Source organism: Minwuia thermotolerans (assembly GCF_002924445.1).
In the GTDB taxonomy this organism is placed as follows: Bacteria; Pseudomonadota; Alphaproteobacteria; order Minwuiales; family Minwuiaceae; genus Minwuia; species Minwuia thermotolerans.
The window spans coordinates 14,942-30,340 of record NZ_PIGG01000048.1; the positions used below are offsets into that span (position 1 = coordinate 14,942).

General features: G+C 68.1%; 17 protein-coding genes, 1 tRNA gene and 1 pseudogene. 13 read left to right on the forward strand and 6 right to left on the reverse strand.

The features are described from left to right. Positions 1–105: 105 nt before the first annotated feature. On the reverse strand, positions 106–1,572 hold the full coding sequence (locus tag CWC60_RS15480) for a hypothetical protein (protein WP_109794844.1): 1,467 nt from the start codon (positions 1,570–1,572) through the stop codon (positions 106–108). On the opposite strand from CWC60_RS15480, the gene CWC60_RS24195 reads away from it, so the two are divergent. Next, positions 1,562–1,978: a hypothetical protein gene (locus tag CWC60_RS24195; protein ID WP_241147942.1), complete on the forward strand. Its 417-nt coding sequence runs from the start codon at positions 1,562–1,564 to the stop codon at positions 1,976–1,978. The genes CWC60_RS15480 and CWC60_RS24195 overlap by 11 nt on opposite strands. Positions 1,979–2,176: 198 nt before the next feature. Here CWC60_RS24195 and CWC60_RS24415 read toward each other — a convergent pair. The 4 genes and pseudogenes from CWC60_RS24415 to CWC60_RS15500 all read right to left on the reverse strand — a co-directional run. Beyond that, a pseudogene (locus CWC60_RS24415) lies at positions 2,177–2,254 on the reverse strand (hypothetical protein); the annotation flags it as partial. A gap of 80 nt (positions 2,255–2,334) precedes the next feature. After that, a tRNA-Ser gene (locus tag CWC60_RS15490) sits at positions 2,335–2,424 on the reverse strand. 104 nt (positions 2,425–2,528) lie between these two features. Next, entirely contained in the window at positions 2,529–2,792 is a 264-nt protein-coding gene (locus CWC60_RS15495; RefSeq protein ID WP_109794845.1) for a DUF7218 family protein, read from the reverse strand. Positions 2,793–2,907: 115 nt separating this feature from the next. Further along, the gene (locus tag CWC60_RS15500) at positions 2,908–4,287 is read right to left on the reverse strand and encodes a dicarboxylate/amino acid:cation symporter (protein WP_109794846.1); all 1,380 of its coding nucleotides are present in this window, start codon (positions 4,285–4,287) and stop codon (positions 2,908–2,910) included. A gap of 201 nt (positions 4,288–4,488) precedes the next feature. On the opposite strand from CWC60_RS15500, the gene CWC60_RS15505 reads away from it, so the two are divergent. From CWC60_RS15505 to rlmH, 10 genes are all read left to right on the forward strand, one after another. Beyond that, entirely contained in the window at positions 4,489–5,328 is an 840-nt protein-coding gene (locus CWC60_RS15505) for a nitroreductase family protein (protein WP_109794847.1), read from the forward strand. Positions 5,329–5,422: 94 nt separating this feature from the next. Further along, the gene (locus CWC60_RS15510; protein WP_109794848.1) at positions 5,423–5,887 is read left to right on the forward strand and encodes an acyl-CoA thioesterase; all 465 of its coding nucleotides are present in this window, start codon (positions 5,423–5,425) and stop codon (positions 5,885–5,887) included. A 108-nt stretch (positions 5,888–5,995) separates the two neighbouring features. After that, positions 5,996–6,307 (forward strand): 50S ribosomal protein L21, encoded by a 312-nt coding sequence (rplU, locus tag CWC60_RS15515; protein WP_109794849.1) that lies wholly within the window; start codon positions 5,996–5,998, stop codon positions 6,305–6,307. A gap of 26 nt (positions 6,308–6,333) precedes the next feature. Continuing rightward, positions 6,334–6,600: a 50S ribosomal protein L27 gene (gene rpmA, locus CWC60_RS15520; protein ID WP_109794850.1), complete on the forward strand. Its 267-nt coding sequence runs from the start codon at positions 6,334–6,336 to the stop codon at positions 6,598–6,600. A gap of 135 nt (positions 6,601–6,735) precedes the next feature. Further along, complete coding sequence (obgE, locus tag CWC60_RS15525; RefSeq protein WP_109794851.1) at positions 6,736–7,764, forward strand: GTPase ObgE; 1,029 nt, start codon at positions 6,736–6,738, stop codon at positions 7,762–7,764. Beyond that, positions 7,752–8,906, forward strand: a complete 1,155-nt coding sequence (gene proB / locus CWC60_RS15530) for a glutamate 5-kinase (protein ID WP_109794852.1) — start codon at positions 7,752–7,754, stop codon at positions 8,904–8,906. The genes obgE and proB overlap by 13 nt, the downstream gene beginning before the upstream one ends. Continuing rightward, entirely contained in the window at positions 8,903–10,192 is a 1,290-nt protein-coding gene (locus CWC60_RS15535; protein WP_109794853.1) for a glutamate-5-semialdehyde dehydrogenase, read from the forward strand. The genes proB and CWC60_RS15535 overlap by 4 nt, the downstream gene beginning before the upstream one ends. Continuing rightward, complete coding sequence (locus CWC60_RS15540) at positions 10,193–10,798, forward strand: nicotinate-nucleotide adenylyltransferase (RefSeq protein ID WP_109794854.1); 606 nt, start codon at positions 10,193–10,195, stop codon at positions 10,796–10,798. 54 nt (positions 10,799–10,852) lie between these two features. Beyond that, positions 10,853–11,203, forward strand: a complete 351-nt coding sequence (rsfS, locus tag CWC60_RS15545) for a ribosome silencing factor (RefSeq protein ID WP_206419958.1) — start codon at positions 10,853–10,855, stop codon at positions 11,201–11,203. Position 11,204: 1 nt separating this feature from the next. Then, complete coding sequence (gene rlmH, locus CWC60_RS15550) at positions 11,205–11,666, forward strand: 23S rRNA (pseudouridine(1915)-N(3))-methyltransferase RlmH (RefSeq protein WP_206419959.1); 462 nt, start codon at positions 11,205–11,207, stop codon at positions 11,664–11,666. A gap of 23 nt (positions 11,667–11,689) precedes the next feature. Here rlmH and CWC60_RS15555 read toward each other — a convergent pair whose 3' ends face one another. Further along, complete coding sequence (locus CWC60_RS15555) at positions 11,690–12,538, reverse strand: c-type cytochrome (RefSeq protein ID WP_109794856.1); 849 nt, start codon at positions 12,536–12,538, stop codon at positions 11,690–11,692. Positions 12,539–12,696: 158 nt separating this feature from the next. Between CWC60_RS15555 and gpmI the strand changes: the two genes are divergently transcribed. Both gpmI and CWC60_RS15565 read left to right on the forward strand, forming a co-directional pair. After that, positions 12,697–14,265 (forward strand): 2,3-bisphosphoglycerate-independent phosphoglycerate mutase, encoded by a 1,569-nt coding sequence (gene gpmI, locus CWC60_RS15560; RefSeq protein WP_109794857.1) that lies wholly within the window; start codon positions 12,697–12,699, stop codon positions 14,263–14,265. After that, entirely contained in the window at positions 14,258–15,397 is a 1,140-nt protein-coding gene (locus tag CWC60_RS15565; protein WP_109796417.1) for a murein hydrolase activator EnvC family protein, read from the forward strand. The genes gpmI and CWC60_RS15565 overlap by 8 nt, the downstream gene beginning before the upstream one ends. Positions 15,398–15,399 lie beyond the last annotated feature (2 nt).

Genomic DNA, 15,399 nt, shown 5'->3' on the forward strand with positions numbered 1-15,399 from the left:
TTTTGAAGTATCATGTTGGCACGTGATTTCAAGATGCCTACAAAACGACAAGCTACATACTCGGATAAAATGTATCAAGGGAGGGAAAGGCGAGGTAAAATAGTACTAATTTCTTAATCTGGAGTAGAAATTCAGCCAGCCATAGTGGCAGGCGCCGGCAGGATTGGTTTCCGGCCCCTGGATGCGGTCGCCACTGATAAACCGAATCCCGGCCGCAGCGGCCGAGAGCACGAGGCTGGTTGTGTCGAGGCCCATCACATAGGAGTTGAACTCGTGGGATCGGCACAGCCTGGCGAATTGCTCGAAGGTGCGGATCATGTCCTCCTCGCGCCGGCGGTCCCCATGAACGTCGAGACCCACGGCGTGAACGCGCTTCGGAAAGACCGATCTCGTTAGCGGGACCTGATACCCGACCCTCAGGAATATCGCCCGGCATTCGGGACGGAGCATGTCCACCATGTTCTGAAGCTTCGCGCCGTTCACGCCGGGCGGTATGTCCGATATGACGATACAGAGCCGCTCGTGCCGGGCGCCGTCAAAGGCCCTCAACGCGTTCAGGTAGCGGCTCAATCGCCAGCTTGTCGCCAGGGCTCTGAAACTGACCGGAACCGCGATCATTCCGGCCTGTCCGGCAGTCACGAACTCGTCTATCCGCGCCACGCCATGTTCGAGGAGCTTCAGACACAGTTCGAGCATGAGCTTGTCGAAATTCTGGGCTTCCTCGATTGCAGGAAAGCCCCGATATTCCCTGCCACCGATGACGCGGAACGGTTCCGCCGAAAACACGCTCAGGACTTCGCTCTTGACGTCCCATGTTGCGGTGAACTGGACATCGAATTCCGACAGTTCGAGGGGGTGGGCGGTGAAGGGCGCTTCCGGCTGGTCCGCATGTTCCTCGTAGACCAGAACCGATGACGTCCCTGCGCTCGATTTCCGATGATTTCGTGGAATGCGGCCGAGTTGAGGCCCGGCATCTGCAGACTGAAACATCTCCAGTGGCTGAACGCTCCGGTTGTCGACGAACAGAAGACGGCCTGCTTCTGCCCCGTGCAGCCCGAAAATCCGGATGTCATCGGCGCCAGTCTCGCCAAGCAGGGGCGCGGCCGCTTTCCTGCACGGGATCGCCCAACGTGTGCCGCGGTTCGGGTCGCGTTCCGTCGAGATGATCATGATGCACTCGGGCGCGATCTCGAGGATCAGATCCTGGGGCGTTGCGACCTTCCGGATCTCGCTCAGCGCACGCTTCGACAGACGTTCTGCAATACGCAACCGCTGGCGGCTGCTTTCGATGTCGTGCGCGATCAAATGAAGCGACACGAGGATAATGCGATCCGCAAAGACGTCCGGCCTCGCGAGGATCTCGCCGGCGATGGCGTGAAACGTCCGCAACGCCTCGGGGCGGCCATCGTCCGGGCGCAATGCCGCCGAGAGGATGGTTCGGCCATCCTCGCTCAGCCTGACTTCGATCCATTCGTCTTCGCCGGGAAGCACGAGTTCCAGCTCACGACCGCGCGCCGCGCGCGCCGGCGATGAACCTGCTTTCGCGGGCATTGGGAGCTGGTTGGGCGACATGGAGCCTTTCTGGCAGATCGGCCGTGAAGGAGAGGTTAATGCTGGCCGCTCGATGACGACGGCATTGCTCGTGAGCACCCGGCCTCGGAGATTTCCGTCGATTCGGGTGGAGGTTTGGCTGATCATCCCGCGGCCGACCATAGACAAAGCGGCAATTGTAGTCGCTGTCGGGCGAGACAAGACCCTGGTCGCGGCAGGCGCTCTCGAATGCGATGATAAATTGACATATGTGTTGAGAATTGTGCTCAGAATTCGATGGCGACAGTCCAGATTTTTGTGGTCATTCTTCTTGCAATACTTCTGCAATCAGCGCGTCGATCTCCTTTCGGAATCGGGCGGCGATGCGGGAGTAACCAATTCGATCGGCTACAGCGGCTGCCAGATCATCCGAATCGTCAGCCACTAGCTCGGCAATCAGTCCCAATTTTTCGGGATGCGGAACGTCCGGCCAGCTCCGTTCAATCTGTGCAAATGACAAGCCTCTGAACGGTATCAAGAACCTGGATTCAAGGCTCTCGGGCCAGAACACCTTGTGCCCGTCAGTCGTCTCTTTGTGGGGCCTGAGATCGCGGCACGCCCGCCAGATGACACCACGAATTTCCTTGCCAGTGCGCTGAAATCCGTGGTCGCGGGCGATCAGCTGCGAGAGGCGTTTGAAGGTAATCGGACCCTCGGCATCAATGCTTCCTCGGCTAAACGCCTTTGAAACAAAAAGAAGAAGGCCCGCGTTTGGGGCCTCTTCTCGGGTTCGCTACAAGATAATGGCGGAGAGGGAGGGATTCGAACCCTCGGTGCCCGCAAAGGCACAACGGTTTTCGAGACCGCCCCGTTCGACCACTCCGGCACCTCTCCGCAGACGGGTCGTTTCGGACCACGGGGACGCCGGGCTGGCCGGCGGGCGCGGACACTAGCCGAAGGCCCGGCCCGCCGCAATCCGTTTCGGAGCCCGCTTCCGGTCAGTGCTGGCGCAGCGCCTTCTTCAGCTCGCCCTTGTTCATGTTGGAGCGGCCTTCGATGCCCACCTGCTTCGCCTTCGCGTAGAGCTCGTCCCTGGTCCAGTTCTCGTAGGCATTGCTCTGACCGCCCTTCTTCGAAGGCTTCTGGCTCTCGTTCTGCTTCGCGTTGGCGATGCGCGCGGCCTTTTCCTTGCTCATGCCCTTGTCGCGCAGTTCCTCGTAAGTCTCGTCGTCCTTGACGGAATTCGCGTGGTTCTTCGCCATGGCGTTCTCTCCCGGTTGTTGTTGGTCTTGTACGCTTGCCGGTACGAGAGAGAGATGTTGCCGGGGCGGCCGGGCGCAACCCGCGGCGCCTTCCGGGGCGACGAGGCGCCGCGCTTCAGGCGCCGGGCGGCGGCGGGACGGCCGCCGGCTCCGCCGCCGTCTCTTCCGGCATCATCCGGTCGATGGTCACACAGGCCACCATGTCGCCGGTCACGTTGACGACCGTGCGGCACATGTCGAGCACGCGGTCGACGCCCAGGATGATGGCGATGCCGGCCGGCGGAATCCCCACGCTGGCCAGGATGGTTGCCAGGATGACGATGCCGACGCCCGGTGTGCCCGGCGAGCCGATGGCCGCGCCGGTCGCCATCGCGGTCAGCAGCAGGATGCCGCCGACACCCAGCTCGACGCCGAAGACCTGTGCCAGGAACACCGTCGCCACGCCTTGGTAGAGGGCCGTGCCGGCCATGTTGATCGTGGTGCCCAGCGGCACGACGAAGCGCGCCACGGCGGGACGGACGTCCAGGCGCTTTTCCACCGTGCTCAGGGTCAGCGGCATCACGGCGGCGGAGCTGGAGGTGGAGAAGGCGAGCAGCATCACGTCGCGCGTGTCCGCCAGGAAACGGCCCATGCGCCGTCCGGCGAGGATCCGCGCCGTCAGTAGATAGCAGAGCATCAGCATCCCCAGCCCGACGAGGACCGTGACCAGATACATGCCGGTGCCGATGAGGGCGGAGAGGCCGATACGGCTGGTGATGTTGGCCAGCAGACCGAAGACTGCCAGCGGCGCGAAGCGCAGGACCCAGCCGACGATGACCATGCAGGCCGCCTGGATGGAGGCGAGCAGGTCGAGCAGCGGGCGCCGCTGGTCGGCCGGCGTCATCACCAGCGCCAGGCCGATGATCGCGGCGGCGATGACGATCTGCAGCATGTTGCCGCTGACGAAGGTGCTGAGCGGGTCGGTGGGGAACAGGCCGACGATCATGTCGGGAAGGGCGTCGATGGTGGGCGGCCGCGCGGGCGCGGCCGCCACCGCCCCGGCGCCTTCGCCCAGGGCGCGGTCCACCGCTGCGGTATCGACGAAGGCGCCGGGGCGGATCAGCGTGGCCGCGCCGACGCCGAGGGCCACGGCCAGCAGGGTGCTGATCATGAAGAAGGCCACCGCGCGCGCGCCCAGCCGGCCGAGATCGCTCCCCGCCTCACCGGCGGCGATGCCGCGGATCACGGAGGCGACCACCAGGGGGACGACGACGAACTGGATGGCCAGCAGGAACAGCCGGCCCGGCAACGCCACCCAGTTGCCGACCAGGGTGGCGAGGTCCGCCGCCAGCAGGCCCGAGGTCGGACCGATCAGAACGCCAAAGCCGACGCCCAGCGCCATGCCGATCAGCACCTGCAGCCAGAGCCGCTGGCGGATCAGGGTGAAGAGGTGCTTGCGCAGGGCCGGCAGCGAGCGGGGCGGCGCGGGCGCGGCTTCGGCGGGGGTGTCGGACATGGTGATTCGGTACCAGACTTCCTGTGTGTGGCCGCGGCAAGCCGGCTCCGGGCCGGAGGCGACGTTACCACAAGTGTCATCCGCCAGCCGGTCAGCCAAGGCGGCAACGCGACCCGAGGCGACGGCGCTGCCGCCGGCGAGCCGCTTGAAGTCTCCGCCGCCGGGTCGTCAGATGCGGGAATCGCTTCGGGGGAGGAGGCCATGACAAACAGCATTTCGGACCTGCTGGAACGCCGTTTCGGCGATGCGCCGCAGCCGCATGATGCGGACGAGCCGCAGCTTTGGCGCGATATGGCCTCGCGCGGCAGTTGCCGGCGCTTCAGTCCCGAACCGTTGCCGCCCGCGCTGCTCGACCGTCTGGCCGCGCTCGCGCTCTGCTCGCCGACCAAGAGCGACCTGCAACAGCGCGATATCCTGATCGTCGATGACCCGGCCCTGCGCCGGGAGATCGACGCCCTGCTGACGGAGGGCGCGCAGGGCCAGCGCTGGATCGCCCGCGCGCCGCACATGCTGATCGTTCTCGGCAACAACCGCCGGCAGCGCAGGATCCACGAATGGCGGGACCGGACCTTCGCCAACGACCACCTGGACGCCTTCTTCAACGCCGCGGTCGATGCGGGCATCGCTCTGTCGGCTCTGGTGCTGGCGGCGGAGGCCGCCGGGGTCGGCGCCTGTCCGATCAGCGCCATCCGCAACCATGCACGACAGATTTTGGAACTGCTGGCCCTGCCCGCGTACGTCTTCCCGGTCGCCGGCGTTGCGCTGGGCTGGCCCGACGCGCCGACGCCGGTCGCGCCGCGCCTGCCACTGTCCCATACCGTGCACAGGGACCGCTACAGGGAGGCCGGGCTGCGGGAGGCGGTCGATGCCTACGATGCGCGCCGGCGCGCGATCGCGCCCTACCGCGTGCAGCGGGACGTGGCGCGCTTCGGCGAGGACCCGGCCTATGGCTGGTCGGAGGACAAGGCGCGCCAGTACGCGAACCCGGAACGCGCCGATTTCGGCGCCTATGTCCGCGCGATCGGCTTCAGCCTCGACTGACTCATGACGGCATGCGGCGCGGGCGGCATTGCGCCCGGCGCCGGAGCCTGTAAGGTCCGGCGCCGCCGAAACGCCATCCATCGAAAGCCCCGTCATGACCGACACCGCCACCGCCCCGGATCCGACCGACCGCGCGACCTACTGGCGCTGGGTCCAGGGGATGACGCGATTCTCCGACACCGACCGCATCGGCCACGTGAACAACACCGTGGTGCCGCAGATGGTCGAGGTCGGTCGCGTGACCATGATCGACGAGCTGATGGGCGACGTCGCGCCAGTGGTGGAGTGGGTCGTGGTGCGTCTCGAGGTCGACTACATCGCCGAGCTCAATTTTCCCTCGAAACTGGATATCGGCACCCGCGTGGTGGCCGTCGGCAATACCAGCTACACGGTAATCAGCGGGGTTTTCGAGGGCGACCGGTGCATTGCGCGCGCCCGCTCCGTGCTGGTTCATGCGATGGGCGGACGGTCATGTCCGCCGCCCGATGCGGCGAAGCGCATACTGCTGGCGGAACTCGGCCGCGAAGCGGGTGTTGACAGTCCCCCCGCCGCTGTCTAAAAGCCGCTGTCTTCCGGCGGGCCGCGCGCCCGGCGGTCACGTTTGAATTGTCGCCGACCGGCCGCTGCTTCCAGCGCCGCGGCCTGTCAGACCGGATAGAGAAGAAACATGCACGCTGTCATCAAGACCGGTGGAAAACAGTATCGCGTCGCCGAGGGCGACGTGCTCAACGTCGAGACCCTGCAGGCGGAGCCCGGCGCGACCGTCGCGTTCGATGTGCTGGCCGTGGGCGACGGCGCGGACCTGAAAGTGGGTTCGCCGCTGGTTGACGGCGCAAAGGTCGAGGCCGAGGTGCTGGATCAGATCCGCGGCGACAAGATCATCGTCTTCAAGAAGAAGCGGCGTCAGAACTATCGCCGCACCCGTGGCCACCGTCAGAACCTGACGGTCGTCAGGGTCACCGGCATCACCGGCGCCTGAGCGCCACCGCAACGGAGTAACGTCCCATGGCTCACAAGAAGGCAGGCGGTTCGTCCCGGAACGGTCGCGATTCGGAAAGCAAGCGGCTCGGTGTGAAGAAGTACGGCGGCGAGCGGGTCATTCCCGGCAACATCATCATCCGGCAGCGCGGCACGCGCTGGCACCCTGGCGAGGGCGTCGGCATGGGCAAGGATCACACGATCTTCGCCAAGGTCGAGGGCGAGGTGAGCTTCTCCAAGGGCGGCCTGAAGCCCACGATCAACGTGATCGTGCCGGCGCCGGCGGCCGAGTAAGGGTCCGCCGGTCATGATGCGGCGGGCCGCCACGGCGCCCGCCTTCACCGGCCAAGCGCCGGAACCGACATTTCCCATTCCCATCGGAACTGACGCCATGAGACGCGTCCGCACGAGCGGCGGAGGCCGGCGGTCATGAAGTTTCTCGACGAGGCCCGCGTCTATCTGAAGAGCGGCCGCGGCGGACATGGCTGCCTGTCGTTCCGGCGCGAGAAGTACATCGAGTTCGGCGGCCCCAACGGCGGCGACGGCGGCAAGGGCGGCGACGTCATCGCCGAAGCCGTCGAAGGGCTCAACACCCTGATCGATTTCCGCTACCGCCAGCACATCCGCGCCGACAACGGCCGTCCCGGCGAGGGCGCGAACCGCACCGGGGCCAATGGCGCCGACGCGGTTTTCCAGGTTCCCATCGGCACCCAGATCCTGGACGAGGAAGGCGAGGAGGTCATCGCCGACCTGACCTATGCCGGCGACCGCGTGGTGCTGCTGAAGGGCGGCAATGGCGGTTTCGGCAACGCCCACTACAAGTCGTCGACGAACCGCGCGCCGCGCCGCGCCGACAATGGCTGGCCGGGCGAGGAAATGCGGGTGACGCTCAGGCTGAAGCTGATCGCCGATGTCGGGCTCGTGGGCCTGCCCAACGCCGGCAAGTCGACCTTTCTGTCCGCCGTCAGCCGCGCCAGCCCCAGGATCGCCGACTACCCCTTCACCACGCTGCATCCCAGCCTCGGCATCGTCGAACAGGACGGCAAGCGCTTCGTCGTGGCCGATATCCCGGGCCTGATCGAGGGCGCGCACGAGGGCGTCGGCCTGGGCACACGGTTTCTTGGGCATATCGAGCGCTGCCGGGCGCTGTTTCATCTGGTGGACGGCACCGCGGAGGATCCGGCCGGAAACTACCGCACCGTCCGGGCCGAACTGGAGGCCTATGGCGCGGGACTGGAGGAGAAGGTCGAGATCGTCGGCCTGAACAAGGCCGACGCCATGTCCGAGGAGGAAATCGCCGAGCGCCGCGCCGCCCTGATCGAGGCGTCCGGCCGCGAGGTTGTTGTGCTCTCCGGCGTTTCCGGGCGGGGCGTGCCCGAGGCGCTGCGCATCCTGCGCCGCGCGGTCGAGGCGGAACGGCCGAAGCCGGGACAGGAGGCGGAACCTTGGCGGCCCTGAGGGGCGCGGCGCGCCTGACCGGCGCCAGGCGGCTGGTGGTCAAGATCGGCTCGGCCCTGCTGGTCGATCAGGCGAGCGGGGAACTGCGCCGGGACTGGCTGGCGGCGCTGGCCGCCGACGTGGCCGAGGCGCGAGCGCGGGGCCAGGATGTGGCCATCGTCTCCTCCGGGTCCATCGCGCTCGGACGGCGGCGGCTGGACATCCCGCGCCGCCGTCAGCGGCTGGAGGACAAGCAGGCTGCGGCGGCCGTGGGGCAGATCGCGCTGGCCCATGCCTGGCAGGAGGCGCTGGCCGCGCACGGGCTGGATTGCGGCCAGATCCTGGTCACCTTCGGCGCCACCGAGAATCGCCGCCAGTATCTCAACGCCCGCTCCACCCTGGAGACCCTGTTCCGGCTGGGTTGCGTGCCCGTGATCAACGAGAACGACACCGTGGCGACCGCCGAGATTCGTTATGGCGACAACGATCGCCTCGCCGCCCGCGTGGCGCAGATGATCACGGCCGACTGCCTGGTCCTGCTGTCCGACGTCGACGGTCTCTACACCGCTGATCCGGCGAGCGACTCCACGGCTGTTTTCGTGGCCGAGGTCGAGGCGCTGGACGAAACCGTCATGGCCATGGCGGGGACGAGCCGCAGCGGCGTCGGCGTCGGCGGCATGGCGACCAAGCTGCAGGCGGCGCAGATCGCCGTCGCCGCCGGCTGCAACATGGCCATCGCCGACGGCCGGGTGCTGCACCCGTTGAAGCGCGTGGCCGAGGGCGCCCGCTGCACCTGGTTCGCCGCCAACCAGACGCCGCGCACGGCGCGCAAGCAGTGGATCGCGAGCGCCCTGAAGCCCAGCGGCGCCCTGGTCATCGACGATGGCGCGGCGCGGGCGCTGGCGAAGGGCCGCAGCCTGTTGCCGGCCGGGGTGCGCGCGGTGGACGGCGACTTCGATCGCGGCGACGCGGTGTGGATCCGCGACGGCGGCGGCCGCGTGCTGGGCCGGGGCCTGTCGGCCTACGAGGCGTCCAACGCGCGGCGGATCGCGGGCCACAAGAGCGATGAAATAGAGACCCTGCTCGGCTATCGTGGCCGCGACGAGATGATCCATCGCGACGACCTGGTGCTGGAAATCGTGGAAGAGGAGCTTCGGTCATGAGTGTAGTGGAAGCCGATTTCGCCGGCGATGCAGACCTCGGCGGACGTATCGCGGAGATGGGCCGGGCAGCCCGGGCTGCCGCCCAGGCGCTGGCTGTCGCCCCGGCAGAAGCGAAGAACCGCGCCCTGACTGCCGCCGCCGCCGCGATCCGGGACCGCGCGGGCTCGATCCTTGCCGCCAACCAGGTCGATATCGAGGGCGCCGAGGCCGCCGGCCTTTCGGCGCCGCTGATCGACCGCGCCAGACTGGACCGCGCCCGGCTGGAAGCCGTGGCGAAGGGCCTGGAGGACATTGCCGCGCTCGCCGATCCGGTGGGCTCGGTGATGGCCGAGTGGGAGCGGCCGAACGGGCTGAAGATCCAGCGCGTGCGCACGCCGCTCGGCGTCGTCGGCGTGATCTACGAGAGCCGCCCCAACGTGACCGCCGACGCCGGGGGTCTCTGCCTCAAGGCGGGCAACGCGGTGATCCTGCGCGGCGGCCGCGAGGCGTTCCATACCAACACCGCCCTGCATGCCGCCCTGGTCGAGGGCCTGAAGGCCGCCGGCCTGCCCGAGGCGTCGATCCAGCTCGTCGCCACCACGGACCGCGCCGCTGTCGGCTACATGCTGGGCGCGGCGGAGTATATCGACGTGATCGTCCCGCGGGGCGGCAAGTCGCTGGTCGAACGGGTCCAGCAGGAGGCCCGCATGCCGGTCTTCGCCCATCTGGAGGGGCGCTGCCACGTCTATGTCCACGCCGCGGCGAATCCGGAAATGGCGCGCGACATCGCGGTCAACGCGAAGATGCGGCGCACCTCGATCTGCGGCTCGGCGGAGACTTTGCTGATCGACCGCGCCATCGCCGGGAAGACCGGCCGCGACATCGTCGCCGCGCTGATCGAGGCGGGCTGCGAAGTGCGCGGCGACAAGGGCGTCGCCGCCCTGGACGACCGCGTCGTCCCGGCCCGGCCCGAGGACTGGGACACCGAGTATCTCGCCCCGATCATCAGCGCGGCGCTGGTCGACGGCGTGGAGCAGGCGATCGATCACATCCGCGCCCACGGCTCCGAGCACACCGACGCCATCGTCACCGACGACGCCGAAACGGCGGCGCGGTTCCTCAACGAGGTGAATTCGGCCATCGTCATGCACAACGCCTCAACCCAGTTCGCCGATGGCGGCGAGTTCGGCATGGGCGCGGAGATCGGCATCGCCACGGGGAAGATGCACGCCCGCGGCCCCGTCGGCGTGGAGCAGCTCTGCAGCTTCAAGTACGTCGTGCGCGGCACGGGCCAGACCCGCCCCTGAATGCCCCACCGCGGACTTCGCATCGGCCTGCTGGGCGGCTCGTTCAACCCGGCGCATGACGGCCATCGCCATCTCAGCCTGGAAGCCCTGCACCGGCTCGCCCTCGACGAGGTCTGGTGGCTGGTCTCGCCGCAGAACCCGCTGAAGGCGACGAAGGGCATGGCCCCGCTGGCCCGCCGCCTCGAATTCGCCGAACGGCTGGCCCGCCATCCGCGGATCAGGGTCACCGACATCGAAGCGCGGATGGCCACCCGCTACACGGTCGACACGCTGTCCGAACTGAGGCGCCGCCATCCCGACGAGCGCTTCGTCTGGCTGATGGGCGCCGACAATCTGCGCCAGCTTCCCGGCTGGGACCGCTGGACGGAAATGATGGCGCTCGTGCCCGTTGCCGTATTCGACCGCGAGCCCTATTCTTGGAACGTCCTGACGGGGCAGGCGGCGACCCGGTTCCGGCGCGCCTATTGGCGGCAGTCGGACGTGCGGGCGCTGGCGGATGCGAAACCGCCGGCGTGGTCCTTCATAAGGATGCGGCGGCACCCCATGTCGGCGACGAAGGTCAGGGCGCACGGCGCCACCCCCTGGCCTGTCGAGAACCCCTTGTAACGGCGCCGCCAAAGGAGGACAGCCATCGTCGACCGCGATGCTGCACACGGGCCCGTGGACGAACTGCTGGGCCTGATCACGACGACCCTCGAGGACAACAAGGCCGAGGATCTCGTGCGAATTGACCTGGAAGGCAAGACGGACATCGCCGATCACATGCTGGTCGCCTCGGGGCGCTCGGCACGGCACGTCTCGGCCATTGCCGACCATGTCGTCGAGAAACTGAAGGACGCCGGACACGGCCGGGCCCGCGTCGAGGGCGCGGGCGCCTGCGACTGGGTTCTGGTGGATGCGGGCGACGTCATCGTCCACATCTTCCGCCCGGAAGTCCGGGACTTCTACAACCTCGAGAAGATGTGGGCCGCCGAGCTGTCGAAGCCGGAAGCGGACTTCGCGACCGGCTGACTTGCTCCGCATCGCCATCTGCAGCATAGGCCGGTTCGGCCGCGGGCCGGAGCGGACGCTGTTCGACGTCTATGCGAAGCGCCTGCCCTGGCCGCTGGACCTGCACGAGCTGGAAGACCGCAAGGGGGGTTCGGACGCCGAGCGGAACCGGCGCGAGAACGCGTTGCTGCGGGAGCGCGCCGCCGACGCCCAGGCGGTGATCGCCCTCGACGAGCGTGGCCGGGAACTGGACAGCCGGGCCTTCGCGGCCGCGCTGGGGGGCTTCGCCGATGCCGGTCGGCGCGATATCGCCATCCTGGTCGGCGGCGCCGACGGGCTGGATGACGAGACCCGGGCGATGGCCGATCTCACAGTCAGCTTCGGCCGCCTTACCTGGCCGCACCTGATCGTCCGCGCCATGCTCGCCGAGCAGCTCTACCGCGCCCACACCATCCTGACCGGCCACCCCTATCACCGGGACTGACCGGGCTGGCGGGTGGGCGGCTCCTATTTCTCCGGCAGGCTGCGCAGAAAGGCGATGATCGCGTCCATGTCAGGCTCGGAGATGTTCGCGTAATAGCCATAGGGCATGGGCGGCAGCATCTTCGAGCCGTCGGGGCGCACGCCCTCGCGGATCATCCGTTCGACCTCTGCATCCGAGTAATCTCCGATTCCGGCCGGCGTGATGTTGGTCGAGACCACCGTGCCGAAGGGAAGGTGGAACTCCAGCCCCCCGGCGCCGAGCCGGTTCTCCCAGTCCGGACCCTTCGGCCCCATCGGCGAATGGCATTCGATGCAGTGCCCCGCGGGACCGGCGAGATAGGCGCCATAGGCCAGCCGGTCATCGCGGTCGGGTTCGGGCACCGCGCCGACCGGCGGTCCGTAGGCCGGTGGCAGCGGCATGTTGTAGACCGAATCCGGCACTTCGTTGTTCACCGGTTCGACCTGGCGCATGTAGGCGACGATCGCCTGCACGTCGCGGTCCGAGAGGCCGCGATAGAGCGCGATCGGCATGGGTGGTCCGATGATCGAGCCGTCGGGACGCCGGCCTTCGCGGATGGCGTCGATGATCTGTCGGTCGGTCCATCCTCCGATACCGGTTTCCGGGTCCGGCGTGATGTTCGGGGCGCTTGCGGTGAAGGCCGGGTTGCTCTCGATCTCCGCCCAGCCGGCCAGCTCCATGCCCGGCAGTTCGCCCTCGGGTCCCTTCGGCGTGTGGCAGTTGCCGCAGGCCACGATCGAGCGCATCAGATAGGTTCCGCGTTCCAGCAAGGTCTCCTCGGCCTGCGCGCCGCACGCCGCGAAGAGTGCGCCCGCGATCGCCGCGACGGCGAGCCCGTTTCTCAGAATGTCCATACCGTCCCCCTTTCGCTTCCCGGCCTGGCCGGCTCACACCTTGCGGCCATCATAATCCAGCCGCATTTGATCATCATAAGCCTTCGATTCGCCATCGGCCCAGCCGGCCCTTGGGAAAACACTCAAAATCCGCCCTGCACTCCGCTATATAGCCCGCCATGACCGAACACGATTCCAAGACGAGCTATCGCCCCGTTGTCCTGTGCATCCTGGACGGCTGGGGCCATCGCGAGGCGCGCGAGGGCAACGCCATCCTGATGGCGCGGACGCCGAACTGGGACAGGTTCTGCCGGACCTGTCCGCAGAGCCTGATCGAGACCTCGGGCGTCGCCGTGGGCCTGCCCGATGGCCAGATGGGCAATTCCGAGGTCGGCCACATGAACATCGGCGCCGGCCGCGTGGTGCTGCAGGATCTGCCGCGCATCGACGAGGCCATCGAACAGGACCGCCTCGGCGATCTGCCCGCGCTGCGCCGGCTGGCGGAGAAGGCGGGCCGTGTGCATCTGATGGGCCTGCTGTCGCCGGGCGGCGTGCATTCGCATCAGGATCACATGATCGCGCTGGCGAAGGCGCTGGCGGCGAACGGCGTCGAGGTGCTGGTCCATGGCATCCTCGACGGCCGCGACACGCCGCCGAAGTCGGCCGCCGGCTTCATCGAGATCTTCGAGGCGGCGCTGCCCGAGGGTGTGCGGCTGGCCACCGTCATGGGCCGCTACTGGGCCATGGACCGCGACAAGCGCTGGGACCGGGTAAAGCTGGCCTTCGACGCCATCGTCGACGCCGGGGTCGCCGAATTCGCCGATGCGCAGACCGCCCTGGCGGACGCCTACGAAGCCGGCGAAACTGACGAGTTCGTCAGGCCGCGCCGGATCGGCGGCTATGACGGCGTGCGCGCGGGCGATGGCCTGCTGATGGCGAATTTCCGCGCCGACCGCGCCCGCGAGATCCTCACCGCCCTGCTGGACCCGCATTTCGACGGCTTCGACCGCTCGCGCGTGCCGGACTTCGTGGCGGCCGCCGGCATGGTCGAGTATTCGGAGGCGTTGAATCCCTTTCTCGAGACGCTGTTCCCGTCCGAGAACCTTGAAGACACGCTGGGCGAGGTCGTGGCCAGGGCAGGTCGGACCCAACTGCGTATCGCCGAAACCGAGAAGTACGCCCATGTCACCTTCTTCCTGAACGGCGGCCAGGAGACCTGCTACGAAGGCGAGGACCGGATCATGGTGCAGTCGCCCGACGTCGCCACCTACGACCTGAAACCGGAGATGTCGGCGGCAGAGGTCACCGACCGGCTGGTCGAGCGCATCCGCGACGGCCGGACGGATCTGATCGTGGTCAACTTCGCCAATCCCGACATGGTCGGCCATACCGGCGTCGTGGCGGCGGCGGTGAAGGCCGTCGAGGCCATCGATGCCTGTCTGGGCCGGGTCGCAGAGGCTGTCGAGGCCGCCGGCGGCGCCATGCTGATCACCGCCGATCACGGCAATCTGGAGATGATGGCGGATCCGGAGACCGGCCAGCCGCATACCGCACACACCACCAATCCGGTGCCGCTCACGCTGGTCGGCGGGCCGGCCGGGATGGTGCTGAAGGACGGCCGTCTGGCCGACCTGGCGCCCACGGTGCTGAAACTGATGGATCTGCCGCAGCCGGCGGCGATGTCCGGCCGCGTACTGCTCGCGCCGGCCAGGGCGGCCGAAGAAAGGACCCGGCGCGCCATTGCATAGACTCCTGCTTCTCGCGCTGGTGTCGTGGCCGTTACTGACGGCCGCCGATGAGGTGCGGGACCTCGAGGCCGCGCGGGACGACCGGGCCGCAGCGGCGGCGGAGGCCGATGCGCTGGCACGCGAAGCGGAAGCGCAGAAGGCCGCAGCGGCGAAGCTGTCGGCCGAGCTTGCGGAAACGGCGGGCGCGGTGCGCGGCGCCGAAAGCCGTCTCAGCGGGCTGGAGCGGGAAATCGCGGCGCTGGAGGCGCGCCGCGCCGAGCTTGACGCGTCACTGGCGGCGCGGCGCAATCAGATGGCGGCGTCGCTCTCCGCCCTGACCGGGATTGCCCGGGTGCCGCCGCTGGCGGTGATCGCGCGCCCCGGCGCGTTCGACCGGGCCCGGCTGTCGGCCTCGGCTCTGGCGGGGCTGCGCCCGGCCCTGGAACGGCGGATGGCGGCGATCACTGATGACATGCGGACGCTCGCGGCGACCGAGGCCCGTCTCGCGTCGGCAAGGAGCGAAGCGGAGAACGCGCTTTCGGCGCTGGAGAACGACCGCGCCCGGCTGGCGGAACTGGTGGCGGCGCGCCGCGCCCAGGCCGGCCGCACGCGGCAGGCGGCGGAATCCGCGCAGGCGCGCGCGGCGGAGCTGGCGCGGAAGGTACGCACGCTGGAAGATCTGGTCAGCCGGCTGGGCGACCTGGAGCCGGTGGCGGCGCCGGAAGGGCGCCGGACGGCGGAGGCGATGGCGGCTTTCAAGGGACGGCTGCCTCTTCCCGCCGAGGGCCGGGTGGTCTCAGCCTTCGGCGAGCAGCGGGGCGCCAATGCCGGCAAGGGCATGGCGATCAGCACGCGCCCGGGGGCCATCGTGACCGCCCCGCACGACGCAATCGTGCGCTTCGCGGGCGACTTCCGCTCCTATGGGCGGCTGTTGATCCTCGATTTCGGAGACAGCTATCATTTGCTTGTCGCCGGATTGTCTGGCATCGACGTGGTTGTCGGCCAGTGGTTGCTGGCCGGCGAGCCGGTCGGCCGCATGGCTGTCCGGGAAGACGGCGGACGGCCCGAACTCTATCTGGAGCTGCGCCATGACGGCCTGCCTGTCGATCCGGGCCCGTGGCTGGCGCAAAGGCAAGGAAAGACAAGCGGATAATG

Excerpts from the sequence above, each read along its gene's own strand:
- obgE (WP_109794851.1), top strand. The coding sequence starts at position 6,736 with ATGAAGTTTCTCGACGAGGCCCGCGTCTATCTGAAGAGCGGCCGCGGC.
- CWC60_RS15540 (WP_109794854.1), top strand. The coding sequence starts at position 10,193 with ATGCCCCACCGCGGACTTCGCATCGGCCTGCTGGGCGGCTCGTTCAAC.
- CWC60_RS15480 (WP_109794844.1), bottom strand. The coding sequence starts at position 1,572 with ATGTCGCCCAACCAGCTCCCAATGCCCGCGAAAGCAGGTTCATCGCCG.
- rpmA (WP_109794850.1), top strand. The coding sequence starts at position 6,334 with ATGGCTCACAAGAAGGCAGGCGGTTCGTCCCGGAACGGTCGCGATTCG.
- gpmI (WP_109794857.1), top strand. The coding sequence starts at position 12,697 with ATGACCGAACACGATTCCAAGACGAGCTATCGCCCCGTTGTCCTGTGC.
- CWC60_RS15510 (WP_109794848.1), top strand. The coding sequence starts at position 5,423 with ATGACCGACACCGCCACCGCCCCGGATCCGACCGACCGCGCGACCTAC.
- CWC60_RS15495 (WP_109794845.1), bottom strand. The coding sequence starts at position 2,792 with ATGGCGAAGAACCACGCGAATTCCGTCAAGGACGACGAGACTTACGAG.
- CWC60_RS15500 (WP_109794846.1), bottom strand. The coding sequence starts at position 4,287 with ATGTCCGACACCCCCGCCGAAGCCGCGCCCGCGCCGCCCCGCTCGCTG.
- CWC60_RS15535 (WP_109794853.1), top strand. The coding sequence starts at position 8,903 with ATGAGTGTAGTGGAAGCCGATTTCGCCGGCGATGCAGACCTCGGCGGA.
- CWC60_RS15505 (WP_109794847.1), top strand. The coding sequence starts at position 4,489 with ATGACAAACAGCATTTCGGACCTGCTGGAACGCCGTTTCGGCGATGCG.
- rplU (WP_109794849.1), top strand. The coding sequence starts at position 5,996 with ATGCACGCTGTCATCAAGACCGGTGGAAAACAGTATCGCGTCGCCGAG.
- CWC60_RS15555 (WP_109794856.1), bottom strand. The coding sequence starts at position 12,538 with ATGGACATTCTGAGAAACGGGCTCGCCGTCGCGGCGATCGCGGGCGCA.